This is a genomic window from Mesorhizobium sp. L103C119B0 (assembly GCF_000502235.1).
Lineage (GTDB): Bacteria > Pseudomonadota > Alphaproteobacteria > Rhizobiales > Rhizobiaceae > Mesorhizobium.
Genome location: NZ_AYXE01000010.1, coordinates 21,700 through 34,837, shown reverse-complemented (window position 1 = coordinate 34,837; position 13,138 = coordinate 21,700). Strand labels below are relative to the sequence as shown.

At 63.1% G+C, this 13,138-nt stretch carries 11 protein-coding genes; 6 read left to right on the top strand and 5 right to left on the bottom strand.

From position 1 onward, the window contains the following. Positions 1-6: 6 nt before the first annotated feature. Together X728_RS148895 and X728_RS148900 are read right to left on the bottom strand one after the other, a co-directional pair. Complete coding sequence (locus X728_RS148895; RefSeq protein ID WP_023831999.1) at positions 7-1,572, bottom strand: NAD(P)/FAD-dependent oxidoreductase; 1,566 nt, start codon at positions 1,570-1,572, stop codon at positions 7-9. Then, positions 1,559-3,178, bottom strand: coding sequence for an NAD(P)/FAD-dependent oxidoreductase (locus X728_RS148900; RefSeq protein ID WP_023701359.1), 1,620 nt, complete (start codon positions 3,176-3,178; stop codon positions 1,559-1,561). Before X728_RS148900 ends, X728_RS148895 begins: the two co-directional genes overlap by 14 nt. 201 nt (positions 3,179-3,379) lie before the next feature. On the opposite strand from X728_RS148900, the gene X728_RS148905 reads away from it, so the two are divergent. From X728_RS148905 to X728_RS148925, 5 genes are all read left to right on the top strand, one after another. Next, the gene (locus tag X728_RS148905; RefSeq protein WP_023670077.1) at positions 3,380-4,180 is read left to right on the top strand and encodes a class I SAM-dependent methyltransferase; all 801 of its coding nucleotides are present in this window, start codon (positions 3,380-3,382) and stop codon (positions 4,178-4,180) included. 27 nt (positions 4,181-4,207) lie between these two features. Further along, a complete protein-coding gene (gene betI, locus X728_RS148910) occupies positions 4,208-4,888 on the top strand; it encodes a transcriptional regulator BetI (protein ID WP_023670076.1) in 681 nt (226 codons plus the stop codon). A gap of 58 nt (positions 4,889-4,946) precedes the next feature. Further along, positions 4,947-6,029, top strand: a complete 1,083-nt coding sequence (locus tag X728_RS148915; RefSeq protein ID WP_023724466.1) for an ABC transporter substrate-binding protein — start codon at positions 4,947-4,949, stop codon at positions 6,027-6,029. 116 nt (positions 6,030-6,145) lie between these two features. Then, on the top strand, positions 6,146-7,183 hold the full coding sequence (locus tag X728_RS148920) for an extracellular solute-binding protein (RefSeq protein WP_023831998.1): 1,038 nt from the start codon (positions 6,146-6,148) through the stop codon (positions 7,181-7,183). Next, positions 7,180-8,475 carry a flavin monoamine oxidase family protein gene (locus X728_RS148925; protein WP_023831997.1) on the top strand — a complete coding sequence of 432 codons (1,296 nt, stop codon included), beginning with the start codon at positions 7,180-7,182 and terminating at the stop codon, positions 8,473-8,475. The genes X728_RS148920 and X728_RS148925 overlap by 4 nt, the downstream gene beginning before the upstream one ends. Positions 8,476-8,515: 40 nt before the next feature. On the opposite strand, the gene X728_RS148930 is transcribed toward X728_RS148925, so the two are convergent. The 3 genes from X728_RS148930 to X728_RS148940 form a co-directional block, all read right to left on the bottom strand. Beyond that, entirely contained in the window at positions 8,516-9,589 is a 1,074-nt protein-coding gene (locus X728_RS148930; protein ID WP_023831996.1) for an ABC transporter ATP-binding protein, read from the bottom strand. A 91-nt stretch (positions 9,590-9,680) separates the two neighbouring features. After that, on the bottom strand, positions 9,681-10,505 hold the full coding sequence (locus X728_RS148935) for an ABC transporter permease (protein WP_023693704.1): 825 nt from the start codon (positions 10,503-10,505) through the stop codon (positions 9,681-9,683). Continuing rightward, the gene (locus X728_RS148940) at positions 10,502-11,419 is read right to left on the bottom strand and encodes an ABC transporter permease (protein ID WP_023831995.1); all 918 of its coding nucleotides are present in this window, start codon (positions 11,417-11,419) and stop codon (positions 10,502-10,504) included. Before X728_RS148940 ends, X728_RS148935 begins: the two co-directional genes overlap by 4 nt. A 292-nt stretch (positions 11,420-11,711) precedes the next feature. On the opposite strand from X728_RS148940, the gene X728_RS148945 reads away from it, so the two are divergent. Further along, positions 11,712-13,124 carry an aminotransferase gene (locus X728_RS148945; protein ID WP_023831993.1) on the top strand — a complete coding sequence of 471 codons (1,413 nt, stop codon included), beginning with the start codon at positions 11,712-11,714 and terminating at the stop codon, positions 13,122-13,124. Positions 13,125-13,138 lie beyond the last annotated feature (14 nt).

Genomic DNA, 13,138 nt, shown 5'->3' with positions numbered 1-13,138 from the left:
ATCCGATCATCCCTTCATCGCTATGATGCGCCGCGCCGCATTAAAACCGGGAGCACCCGAAACGCCGCCGCCTGGATGCGAACCGGCGCCGGCCAGGAACAGCCCCTCGATCGGCGTGTCGTAGCCCGACCAGCCCGAGACGGGCCGCGACATCAGCATCTGGTCGGCCTGCAATTCGCCGTGGTGCCAATGGCCGCCCGGCATCCGGTAGTTGGCTTCGATACCGGCTGGCGTCAAAAGCTCGGCATGCAGCACGGACTTGCCGATACCGGGGGCGTACGCTTCGAGCTGCGCCATAACAGCCTTGAGGAATTTCGGCTTGCCGGCATCCCAACCCTCTTTCAGCGCGTAAGGCGCGTATTGCACGGTCGCCGACAGCACGCAGGCGCCGCTTGGCGCGAGCGAGGGGTCGGAGAGCGAGGGCAGTGTGATCTCCATCACCGGTTCGGCTGAGAACTCGCCATATTTTGACGGGTTGAAGGCGCGCTCGACATGGTCGGCCGAGGGCGCGATGACCAGACGGCCCTTGTGATTATCGGCGTCGACGCCGGAAAATTGCGGTGGCCGATCGAGCGCCAGATGGAGCTTGGCAGCGTCGCCCTTCATGCGGATATTTTTTACCTTGCGCACGAAACCCGTGTCGATCTCGCGCGGACCGACGAGATCGAGCATGGTCGTCGCCGGGTTGACGGCGGAGACGATCGTTCTGGCGTGCAGCACCTCGCCGCCGTCGAGGGTCACGCCGAGGGCGCGGCCTTTCTCGACGACTATTCTGGCCACGGGCGCTGCCGTGCGGATGGTGACGCCGGCTTTCTCCGCCGCCGCGCGAATGGCGGCAACGACCGCACCCATACCACCTTTCGGCAGCATCTGTGCCCCGGCCGCACCGTCAGTCTCGCCGGCCAGCCGGTAATAGAGGCCAAGCAGCGAGGTCGGCGAACGCGGGCCGAGGTGGCTGCCAAGCGTGGCGTCGAAGGCAAGCAGGCCCTTCAGCCTGAGATCGGCAAGCTGTTCGTCGAGCAGGTCGGCGACGTTCAACAGGAGAACGCGCAGGAAGTCGCGCATGTCTTCCTTGCCGAGCTTTTTCAGCGCCACGGCCGTCTGGCCGAGCGCTGCGGTTTCAAGCAGGGACATGCCACCGAGATCGGGCGGGCGCCGCGACAGGAACGGTTTCAGGATGCCGGCATAGCGCATGAGTTGCGCGCGCAATTCCTTCCAGGCGGACTGCTCGGACGGAGTGGAGCCGGTCAGCACTTCGCCATAGGCGCCATGCAGGACAAGCGGCGGGCCGTCCCTCGCCAAGGCGACCGACGGAATGAAGTCTGCGCGGGTGACCTGCAGCCCGTGTTTCTCCAGCTCCAATATCTTCACCACGTCGGGGTGCAGGCGGTTCAGCACATGCGCGATCGAGGAGACCCGAAAACCTGGCGCAAACTCTTCGGTGCGCGCCGCGCCGCCGACATCGCCGGCCGCTTCCAGCACCAGAACCTTGCGGCCGGCTTTCGCCAGAGTGGCGGCAGCGACAAGGCCGTTATGGCCGCCGCCTATGATGATGGCATCAAATGACGTCATGGGCCGGGCTCATATGGGAGGTCGATTTGGCGAGGTCGCGCAGGATCTCGGCTGCCGCATTGCGGCCGGGTGCGCCCATGACGCCGCCGCCGGGATGTGTCGAGGAGCCGCACATATAGAGCCCGCCGACCGGCGAGCGGTATTGTGCGTAGCCCGGCACCGGGCGGTTGAACAGCAGCTGGTCGAAGGTCAGCTCGCCCTGGAAAATGTTGCCTTCGGTGAGGCCGACCTCGGCTTCGATCTCGCGCGGCGTGCGCACCTCCATATGGACGATGCGGTCGCGGAAGCCTGGCGAGTATTCGGCGATCTGCGCAACTACGCTTTCGGCGAAACCGTCGCGGTCGGCATCGGTCCAGTCCTGGCCCTTCACCTTGGGCGGTGCGTACTGCACGAAGCAGCTCATGAAATGCTTGCCCGGCGGCGCCATGGTCGGGTCGAGCGTCGTTGGGATGACCATGTCGAGGAATGGGTCGGCCGACCAGCGACCGGCCTTCCAGTCGTCATAGGCGCGCTCCATGCGCTCCATGGAATCGGTGAAATGCATGTCGCCGCGATAAACGGGTGAATCCTTCGGCAGTGCCGGGAATTCCGGCAGAGAATCCAGCGCGATGTTGACCTTGCCGGAGGAGCCGCGGATCTTGAAGTTCCTGACCCGCCGCAGGAAAATGTCGGGCAGTTCCTTCTCCTCGACCAGTTTCAGGAATGTGCGTTTGACGTCGGCGTTGGAGACGACGAGCTTGCCGTAGACCTCCTCGCCGCCGGCCAGCACCACGCCCTTGGCCTTGCCTCGGCTCACCAGCACATGGTCGACCTCGGCGCCGGTGCGGATAGCGCCGCCGGACGCCTTGAATGAAGCGGCGAGCGCCTTGGTGACGGCGCCCATGCCGCCGCGCGCATAGCCCCAGGCGCCGACCGAGCCGTCGACCTCACCCATATAATGGTGCAGCAGCACGTAGGCTGTGCCGGGCGACATCGGCCCGAGCGCGGTACCGATAATGCCGGACAAAGCGAAGTTCGCCTTGATGACATCGGTCTCAAAATATTCGTCGAGGAATTCCGAGATCGACATGGTCCAGAAGCGCAGCGTCAGCGCCATTTCTTCTGATGACAGGCCGACGAATTTCTTGCCGAGATAGAGAAGCTCTCCGAGGTCGCGCGGCTTGAGACTGGCCGGGTCCGGTGCGGTGCGCATCAGCAGCGGCTGGATGAAACGGCACTGCCGCGTCACGTCGCGCGAATAGCGGTCATAGGCCTCCGCGTCGCGCCTGGAGAAGCGGGCGAATTCGCGCCGGTGCGCATCGTGGTCACGGTAGTTGGCGAGGTAGTCGCCGTCGCGGGTGAACACGGCGCCGCCTTCATAGGAAATAACCTGCAAGCCGAAACGCGGCAGTTCGAGGTCGCGCATGATCTCGGGGCGAAACAGCGAGCAGACATAGGAGCAGTTGGAGTAGAGGAAGCCCGGCGTCAGCTCGCGGCTGGTGGCGGCGCCGCCGACCCAGTCGTTCTTTTCCACCACCAGCACGTCGAGCCCGGCGCGTTGCAAATAGCAGGCGTTGACCAGGCCGTTGTGTCCGCCGCCGATGACGATCGCATCCCAAGCTTTCATTCGCGCCCAGCCTTCATGGTGCTCGACCCTTCATTTTCGCGTGATTTGTCGCCGAATGCGCGGAATTTGGCACGGCAGCGGCTATTCTGTCCAGCCATTCTGAATGAATGTTCAACAAACGATATTGCGTTTTCCTGTTAATACGCTACGCTTTGCCGGCATTCGAACCTGCGCAATTCGGCTGACGGGACTTAAGGTCTGATGATCGAAACGGCAGATGGCGAGCCGGAATATGACGACGCCGCGATCCGCTTCCTCGAGGCGCTGTGGGGCGAGGGCTATCTGTCGCCGGGCGGACCAGACGAGGTCGACCGGGTGGTCGAAGGGCTGTCGCTCAGGGGCAAGACGATCCTCGACATCGGCTGCGGCTCCGGCGGCATCGCGCTGCATCTGGTGGAGCGCCACGGTGCTGCTCATGCCACCGGCTTCGACATCGAGCGGCCGGTGATCGAGGCGGCCAGAAAGCATGCCGCTGCACGAGGGCTTTCAGACCGCGCCAGCTTCGTCCAGGCGCCGCCGGGGCCGCTGCCTTTTGCCGACGCTTCGTTCGATGTCGTCTTCTCCAAGGATGCGCTGGTGCACGTGTCCGACAAGGACGCGCTGTTTGCCGAAATCTTCCGTGTGCTGAAGCCGGACGGCGTCTTTGCCGCCTCCGACTGGCTGATCGGCCATGACGGCGAGCCGTCATCTGAGATGAAGGCCTATGTCGCAGCCGAAGGCCTGTCCTTCGCCATGGCCTCGCCGGCACGCTATGCGCAAGCGATGCGCAGCGCCGGCTTTGCCGATGTCGCCGTCAGAGACCGCAATTCTTGGTATCGCAAGGTCGCGCGCGGCGAGCTGGAAAGGCTGAAAGGCCCGCTCTACGAGACGGCGGCAGTCGCGGTCGGAGCGGCCTATGTCGACAAGAACATCAAGACCTGGGAAGCCATGCAGAAGGTGCTTGACAGTGGCGAGCACCGTCCCACTCATCTTCGCGGGTGGAAGCCGGCTGTGGTGGGATAGCCGGCAATGTGGAGCATGACGGCACCGATGAAAGCTGCAGCGCGCGAAGAGCGATCCTCCGACACGTCTGGAAAAACCGAACCGGAAAAACGCGGCCGCAAGGCGTCGAAGGAGGTCAGGCAACAGCAGCTGATCGAAGCGACCATCGATTCGCTGGCCAAGCGCGGTTATTCGGAAACGACGATGGCCGATGTCGCTGACGGCGCCGGCCTGTCGCGCGGCATCGTCAACTTCCATTTCGAGAGCAAGGAGAAGCTGCTCGTCGCCACGCTTGCCTATATGGCCGACGAATATGCGGCGCATTGGCGCGTCGCGCTGACCAAGGCCGGCGAGGATCCAGCCCGGCAGCTGCGGGCGCTGGTCGCCGCCGATTTCGACCGTTCGATCTGCAACAAGCGCAAGCTCGCGGCGTGGTGCGCGTTCTGGGGCGAGGCCAAGTCGCGGCCGACCTACCAGGCGCTGTGCGGCGCGCGCGACGCGGCCTACCAGAAGATCTTCATCGACCTCTGTGCCACGCTCAAGCAGGGCGGTGGTTACGCCTATGAGCCGCAGGTCATGGCCCTGGCGCTCAGCGCCATGCTGGAGGGCTTGTGGCTGCGGCTGATGATGGGGACCGAGGACGTCACCCGTGAGAGCGCGCTGCAGGCGGCAAACGAATTCCTGTCGGCCGCCTTTCCGAAGCACTACCCGCCGGACAGCGGACGTTGACAACAACCGGCGGATCCAAGCCGGAGCGAACAATCAAAAACAAAGAGGATGGAACAGCATGAAAAGAATAACCCGACGCCTGACACTGACATTGGCGCTGACGGCGACGCTGGCTGGTTCGGCCGCGGCGATTGCGGTCGCCGCCGACAAGGACCTGATCGTGTTCGACTGGTCGGGCTATGAGGACCTGAGCTTCCACCCCAGATATGTCGAGAAGAACGGCGACTCGCCGACCTTCGCCTTCTTCGGCGACGAGGACGAAGCCTTCGAGAAAGTGCGCTCCGGTTTCAAGGCCGATCTTGGCCATCCCTGCTCGCAGAGCGTGACAAAGTGGCGTGAGGCGGGGCTGCTGCAGCCGCTCGACACCTCGAAGATCACCGGCTGGAAGGATCTCAATCCCGGCATCATGGCGATGAAGGATCTGGCCACCACTTCGGACGGCAAGGCCTGGTTCATGCCGTGGGACTGGGGCAACACCCAGCTCACCTACAACTCCGACAAGATCGACGCGAAGGATGTGCAGTCGCTGAAGGCCTTCTCCGATCCCAAGTTCAAGGGGCGGGTCTCAATCGGCGACAATGTCGACGACGCCTATGCGCTGGCCAGCCTTGCCATCGGGCTCAAGGACTGGACCAAGATGACGGACGACCAGTTCAAGCAGGCGTCCGATTTCCTGCGCCAAGTGCACAAGAATGTCCGCTCCTACTGGACCGATACCACCGACGTCGTGCAGTTGCTGAGCGGCGGCGAGGTCGATCTCGCCTGGGCATGGAACGATGCCACGGTACAATCCGTCGCTGCCGGTGTGCCGATCAAGTCCAAGAAGGATACGGACGAAGGCATCTCGACCTGGGTCTGCGGCTACGTGCTGTTCAAGGACGCACCCGGCAATGTCGACAAGGCCTATGACTACCTCAACGCGATCAACGATCCCGAGACCGCCAAGGTGCTGGTCAAGGACTGGGGTTATGGCCAGGCCAACGCCAAGGGCATGGCCGGCGTCGACCCGGCGATCCTGAAAGAAAAGGGCTATGACGACGTGCAGAAATTCGTCGACAAGACCCTGTTCCAATCGCCCGTGCCCTCGTCGCTCAAGCTCAAGATGATCGCCGAATTCGAGAAGATCAAGGCAGGCTACTAAAGCTCTGTCCGGCCTCCTCCGTCTGCCTGTCAGTGCGCCGGGCAGACGGTCTCGCCAAGGCCGCTGAAATTCCGTAACGTCGCCCGGCCGCTTTTCGCGATGAGGAGTTTCGCGCCATGAATTCCATGCTTCGCCGCCTCGCCCTTGCCGCTGCTCTTACAGTCGGCGCCGGCGCCGTGCTTGCTTATGCCGAAGGCGGCGGCGACCTCGTCGTGTTCGACTGGTCAGGCTATGAAGATCCGTTGCTGCACCCCGACTACACCGCCAAATACGGCGCCGAGCCGACCTTTGCTTTCTTCGGCGACGAGGAGGAAGCGTTCCAGAAGATGCGCGCCGGCTTCAAGGNGCGCGGGGCCGGCATTCTGCAACCGCTCGACACCTCGCGGATCGCCGGCTGGAAGGATCTCAATCCCGGCATCATGGCGATGAAGGATCTCGCCGTCACCGCCGACGGCAAGGCCTGGTTCATGCCGTTCGACTGGGGCAACACTTCGCTGCTCTACCGCACCGACAAGGTCACGGCGGAGGAAGCGCAGTCGCTGAAGATTTTCGCCGATCCCAAATTCAAGGGCCGCGTCACCATCGGCGACAATGTCGATGACGCCTATGCGCTGGCCAGCCTGGTCATCGGCCTCAAGGACTGGACCAAGATGACCGACGCGCAGTTCCAGGAGGCGTCCGCCTTCCTGCGTGACGTCCACAAGAACATCCGCTTTTACTGGACCGACGACACCGACCTCAACCAGGCCTTTACCGGCAATGAGGTCGACCTCGTCTGGGGCTGGAATGAGACCTTCGTGACGCTCAAGGGCCAAGGCATGCCGATCGCCATGAACCGCGACACCAGGGAAGGCATATCCACCTGGGTGTGCGGCTATGTGCTGATGAAGGATGCGCCGGGCAAGCTCGATCAGGCCTATGATTTCCTCAGTGCGGTCAACGCGCATGCCGTGTCCGATTACTTGGTCAAGACCTTCGGCTACGGCCACGGCAACAGCGCCGGGATGGCCGCGATCGACCATCAGGTGCTGAGCGACCGTGGCTTCGACAATCTCGACAAGTTCTTGGACAAGACGCTGTTCCAGCAGCCGGTGCCGCCTGAGCTCAAGCAGCGCATGGTCACGGAATTCGAGAAGATCAAGGCCGGCTATTGAGCGACAGGACTGAAAGAACCGATGTCGTCATCGTCGGCGCCGGTTTCACCGGCCTGTCGGCTGCGCTTGAGCTGAGAAAGGCCGGCATCGATGTCGTGCTGCTCGAAGCACGCGACCGCGTCGGCGGCAGGGTCGAGGCTATTCGCAACGGGCTTGGCGAGCGCATCGACAGCGGCGGCCAGTTTTTCTGCGAAGACATGCCGGAGGTGACGGCGCTGGCCGCGTCCCGTGGCAAGGCCTTCGTCGAAACCTATGTGAATGGCGATTTCATCACCCATCCGTCGCTGTCGGTCGAAGAGGCCGAACGGACCTATCATGGCGCGATGGCAATCCGCGAGCGGATGAATGCGATCGAGCCGGACGATCCCTCGATCGCCGGCATGAGCGCTGCCGCCTGGCTCGAACGCCAGCCTGATCCCACTGACGCCAAGACGGCTTTCCGCTCGATGATCGAAGGCCTGTGGTGCCTGGCGATGGACAAGGTGCCGCTGTGGTACCTCATCGACAATGACCGCCGCATCACCAACGAGGTGCCCGAGCTGCAATATTCGCTGCTCGAAACCATGCAGTCGCTGGCCGAGGACATGGCGGGAGATCTCGGCGACAGGGTTTGGCTGAACGAGCCGGTTACGCGCATCGAGCACGGGCCGCAAGGGGTTCGTGCCGTCTCGGCAAGCAGCGCCATCGAAGCGCGAAAAGTGCTGGTCGCGCTGCCGCCGGCGACGGCCGCGAAGCTGGATTTCGCGCCCGCTCTGCCGCCGGCTCTCGCAAAGGCGCTCGGCGTCTGGGAAAGCGGTGCGGTGATCAAGATCCTGGTGCGCTATCCCACGCCGTTCTGGCGCGAGCGCGACCTGTGCGGCATGGTGATGTGGCGCGACCTGCCGGGCCTGTTCGCCTGTGACGCCAGCAAGGATGCGCAACATGCCGCGCTGGTCGTCTTCGTCGGCGGACCACTGGCGTTGCGTTGGCGTCCGCTCGCGGACGCGGCGCTGCGTGCGGAGGTCACGGCAAGGCTCGTTGATGCCCTTGGCCCGGAGGCGGCCGGCATTATCGATTTCAGCCAGCGCGACTGGATCGATGACCGCTGGAGCGGCGGCGCCTACAGCGACCTAATTGTCGATGTGACGGCACGGGATGCCGAGCGCACGATCCGTGCCGGCGCTGCCCCGGTTCATTTAGCATCGTCGGAACTGTCGCCGTCATTCCCGGGCTATGTCGAAGGCGCCATCGTGATGGGGCGGATCGCAGCCAAACAGATCGCGACGGAACTTAAAATTCTTAGTGGAGCATGATCTTATTCCGAAAATCGGTTCCCACTTTTCGGGATCATGCTCAGTCCGCCATCGCCACCAGGGCCTCGGGATCGTAGCCGAGGCGGACCGACGTGCCGACGGGGATATCGTCGGCGCCGAAGTCGTTGGTCTCGGTGACCGACAGTGGCTTTTCCAATCCGGGTATCTCGACGATCAGGTGGGTGATCTCGCCAAAATAGTGGCGTTCGACCACCTTGCCGGCCACTTCGAATTTCGCCGTCGCATTGTCCCACAGCACGCGCAATCGCTCCGGCCTGATGCCCAGAGTGGCGCCGCCGCCATTGCGCATGAAGGCCTTCGGCTTGTCGGTCCTGACGCGGCCGAAGCCCAGCGTGTCGACGACCAGCGAGGCGGCATTCTCCTCTATGATCTGCGCTTTTACGAAATTCATGCCGCCGAGGAAATCGGCGACCTGGCGGTTGACCGGCCGCTGGTAGATTTCCTTGGGCGAGGCGACCTGGGCGATCTTGCCGCCGAACATTACGGCGATGCGGTCGGACATAGCGAGCGCCTCATACTGGTCATGGGTGACCAGCACGAAGGTGATGCCGACCGCCTGCTGCAGGCGGCGCAGTTCGACCTGCATCTGCTCGCGCAATTTCTTGTCGAGAGCCGACAGCGGCTCGTCGAGCAGCAGCACCTTGGGCCGCATCACCAAGGCGCGGGCGAGCGCCACGCGCTGGCGCTGGCCGCCGGAAAGCTCGGTGGCGAGGCGTTTGCCGAGGCCGGTGAGCGACACCTGCGCCAGCCCTTCCTCGACGCGGCGCTTTTCTTCCGTTCCTCCCAGCCTGAGCCGTTTCAGCCCATAGGCGACATTCTGCTCGACATTGAGATGCGGGAAGATGGCATAACTCTGGAATACCATGTTGGTCGGCCGGCGGTTGGCGGGGATGCCTTCCATCGACTGGCCGCCGACCGAGATCGAGCCGCTGGTCGGGTTGTCGAAACCGGCAATCATGCGCAGCAGCGTAGTCTTGCCGCAGCCGGAAGGGCCGAGCAGCGAAAAGAATTCGCCCTCCTTGATGGTCAGCGAGGCGTCGTCGAGCGCCTTGAACGCCCCATAGCTGCGGGTAACGCTGCGGATTTCGATCATTGCTCGGTCGGTTTGGGGTCGATCAGATTGGGCCCGCTCGGACTTATCTTGCTTGGATGGTTCATCCTGAGGCCGTTCGGCCCGGGACTGCTCAGGCATAGAGGCCTCCCTCGCTCTGGGTGCGTCTGGCCGCATGGCGGCGCAGGATCTCGGCAACGGTCATCAAAACGAAAGAGGCAACCAGCAGCAGCGTGCCCAGCGCCAACACACCCGGCAGCTTGGCGGCAAAGCGCAACTGGCCCCAGATATAGATCGGCAGCGTCGTCTCGGTGCCGGTCAGGAAGAAAGCGATGACGAACTCGTCGAGCGAGATGGTGAAGCAGACCAGGAGGCTGGAAATGATCGCCGGCGCCACCATCGGCAGCGTCACCCGCCGGAAGGTGCCGAAGGCACTCTCGCCGAGATCGGCGGAGGCTTCTTCGAGGCTGCGGTCGAAGCCCTCGAAACCGGCGGTCAGCACCGTCATCGAATAGGGAATGCAGATCAGGACATGGCCGAGTACGACGGTGAACAGCGAAAGGCTCAAGCCCAGTTGCAGCATGACCAGCAGCATGGAGATGGCGAGGATGATTTCCGGCAGCACCAGCGGCGCCATGATCAGGCCATTGATTGTGCGGCGGCCGGGATAGCGGTAGCGGGTGATCGAGCGGGCGGCGAGGATGCCGAGCAGCGTCGCCAGCACCGATGCCGAGATACCGACGATCAGGCTGTTCCAGGCGGCGTCAAGCAGCGCCGGCGTCTTCGGCAGGTCTTGGTACCATTTCAGCGTATAGCCGGTGAGAGGAAATTTTGGCGTCGGCGCGGTGTTGATCGAGAAGATCGGCAGGAAGATCACCGGCAGATAGAGAAAGACGACGTAGAGGAGGGCGTAGGCGGACAGCCAGCCGCCGGGGAAAAGGCGCCGCCTCGCTGTCATCGCGCCAGCCTCTGCAGCGCGCGGATGATGAGCACGGTGGCGCCCGCCATCAGCGTCACGACCAGCATGGTGGTCACGGACAGTGCCGCGCCGAGTGGCCAGTTGGAGGCCTTATGGAACTGCGACTCGATGGCATTGGCGATCATCACGCCATCCTTGCCGCCGACCAGCCTTGGGGTGACGTAGTCGCCGACGGTGGGGATCATGACGATGAGAGCGGCCGAGATGACGCCCGGCGCCGACAGCGGCAGCGTCACGCGCAGGAAGGAGCGCAGCGGGCCGTCGCCAAGATCGGTGGCAGCCTCGACCAAGGTGCGGTCGACCTTCTCGAGCGAAACGAAGATCGGCAGGATGGCGAAGGCCGCCCAGGCGTGTGTGAGCGTGATGATGACGGCGCTGGAATTGTAGAGTAGCGCGGTCGATGGTTCGTCGATGATGCCGAGGCCCATCAGGCCGGAATTCAGCACGCCATTATAGCCGAGGATGACTTTCCATGACATCACGCGCAGGAGATAGCTGGTCCAGAACGGGATGGTGATCAGGAACAGCCACAGGCTCTTGTGGCGGCCGCCATGGAACGAAATGAAATAGGCGATCGGATAGGCGAGGATGACGGTGAAAAAGCTCACCGTCAGCGAAATGTAGAGCGAGCGCCAGAGCAGATCGCGGTAGATCGGCTCGGTCAGCGCGATGCGATAATTCTCCAGCGTGAATGTATGGTCGATGGTGAGGTAGTTCTGCGTCCAGAAGGAGTGGGCGAAGACCACCAGGATCGGCACGAGCAGCAGGATCAAAGCGTAGACCAAGGTCGGGCTGATCAGGGCAAGGCCCTGGACGGACTCGGACTGCAGAAGGGTGTTTCGCCTTGCTCGCGTCATGCGCCGCGTGGGCACCCCTTCGGCAGCTACCGTCATTGCAGCGACCCGGGCGTGATCTCGGTTGCTGGCTCGAACTGTTCCGCCATGATGCTCCCATCGACCGGGCCGGCTGCCTGTTCCCAATTTTTGCGGAGCGCGCTTTGCTGGTTGCGCTCCAAGCTTGCCGGCTTTCTTTCATCATGAGCGCATCCGTGCGTTGAAATCAAGCGCTATTTCTGTAATATTGATTGAACGGACATTCAAAATGAAGTGAAGAAAGCCGGCTTTCCTGCCCTTGGCGCTTCGCTTTCTGTCCGGTGAAATTACGCTCAGACGATGCGAGGCAATGATGGCGGCTGCAAGAGACCTAAGAGCGATGGAAATGGCTGACGGTGGCGATGCGGTCGAGCTGGCCAAGCGCCATCTCATCCAGCCCTGGCCTTATGCCGGCTCGGTCGGCAATGAAGCGCGTGCGCTGATTGGCGAGGGCGATGGCATCTACATCACCGATGTAACAGGCAAGCGACTGATCGACGGGCCGGCCGGCATGTGGTGCATCAATGTCGGCCACCGCCGCGAGGAGCTGGCCAGGGTGATGTACGACCAGGCGATGATGCTGTCCTACAACACGCCCTGGTATACGATGAATGCGCCGTCGGCCGAGCTCGCCAAGCGCCTCGCCGATCATGCGCCGGGCGGTCTCAGCCATACCTTCTTCACCACCGGCGGATCGTCGGCTGTCGAGACGGCGCTGCGCTTCATGCAGTTCTACAACAATGTGCGCGGGCGGCCGGAAAAGAAGCTGATCCTCAGCCGCGGCGGCGCCTATCACGGCTCGACCTATCTGTCGGCCTCGCTCAACGGGCGGCCGCGCGACCGCGACTGGATGGACGGCGCCGACGATCTGGTCGTCAAACTGTCCTCGCCAGACCCGTTCCGGCGGCCGAAAGGCATTGACATCGCCGCCTTCTGCGATTTCCTGGTCGATCAGTTTCGCGATGCGGTCGCCCGCGTCGGCGCAGAGAAGATCGGTGCTTTCGTCGGCGAACCGGTGCAGGCATCCGGCGGCGTCGTCGTGCCGCCGGATGGCTATCTCAAGCGCATTCGCGAAATCTGCAGGGACAACGATATCCTCTATATCTCCGATGAGGTGGTGACCGGCTTCGGGCGGCTCGGCCATGTCTTTGCCTCCGGCGATGGCTTCGGCATCGACCCCGACATGATCACCTTCGCCAAGGGCGTTACATCAGGCTATTTCCCGCTTGGCGGCGTCATCATCTCGGAGCGGCTGCTTCAGGAAATGCGCCGTTCCAACCATCCCGATGCGATGTTCGGCCATGGCCTGACCTATACCAGTCATCCCATCGGCTGCGCGGTGGCGCTGAAGAACCTCGATATCCTGGAAGACAGCGTGCTGGCCCACACGCGCGATGTCGCGCCCTATTTCCAGGCGCAGTTGAAGACGCTGGAGGAACTGCCGCTGGTTGGCGAAGTCCGCGGCATGGGCCTGATGGGCTGCGTCGAGTGCGTAGCCGACCGCGAAAGCAAGGATCCGCTGCAGCTCGACAAGGATGTCGGCAAGCGCATCGACGCGCATTGCCACGAACTCGGCCTCCTGGTCCGGCCGCTGATCAACATGTGCGTGATGTCGCCGCCGCTGATCATCACGCGAGAGCAGATCGACGACATGGTGGCGATCCTGCGCGAAGGCATTTCGCGGACCATGGACGATCTGCGCAAAGAGGGCGTGTGGCAGGGGTGACTGGCAGTTCCGCC

What these genes read in the sequence shown, in the direction of transcription:
- X728_RS148895 (WP_023831999.1), bottom strand. Translation starts at nt 1,572, where the DNA reads ATGACGTCATTTGATGCCATCATCATAGGCGGCGGCCATAACGGCCTT.
- X728_RS148945 (WP_023831993.1), top strand. Translation starts at nt 11,712, where the DNA reads ATGGCGGCTGCAAGAGACCTAAGAGCGATGGAAATGGCTGACGGTGGC.
- X728_RS148915 (WP_023724466.1), top strand. Translation starts at nt 4,947, where the DNA reads ATGAAAAGAATAACCCGACGCCTGACACTGACATTGGCGCTGACGGCG.
- X728_RS148940 (WP_023831995.1), bottom strand. Translation starts at nt 11,419, where the DNA reads ATGACGGTAGCTGCCGAAGGGGTGCCCACGCGGCGCATGACGCGAGCA.
- X728_RS148900 (WP_023701359.1), bottom strand. Translation starts at nt 3,178, where the DNA reads ATGAAAGCTTGGGATGCGATCGTCATCGGCGGCGGACACAACGGCCTG.
- X728_RS148930 (WP_023831996.1), bottom strand. Translation starts at nt 9,589, where the DNA reads ATGATCGAAATCCGCAGCGTTACCCGCAGCTATGGGGCGTTCAAGGCG.
- X728_RS148935 (WP_023693704.1), bottom strand. Translation starts at nt 10,505, where the DNA reads ATGACAGCGAGGCGGCGCCTTTTCCCCGGCGGCTGGCTGTCCGCCTAC.
- X728_RS148905 (WP_023670077.1), top strand. Translation starts at nt 3,380, where the DNA reads ATGATCGAAACGGCAGATGGCGAGCCGGAATATGACGACGCCGCGATC.
- betI (WP_023670076.1), top strand. Translation starts at nt 4,208, where the DNA reads ATGAAAGCTGCAGCGCGCGAAGAGCGATCCTCCGACACGTCTGGAAAA.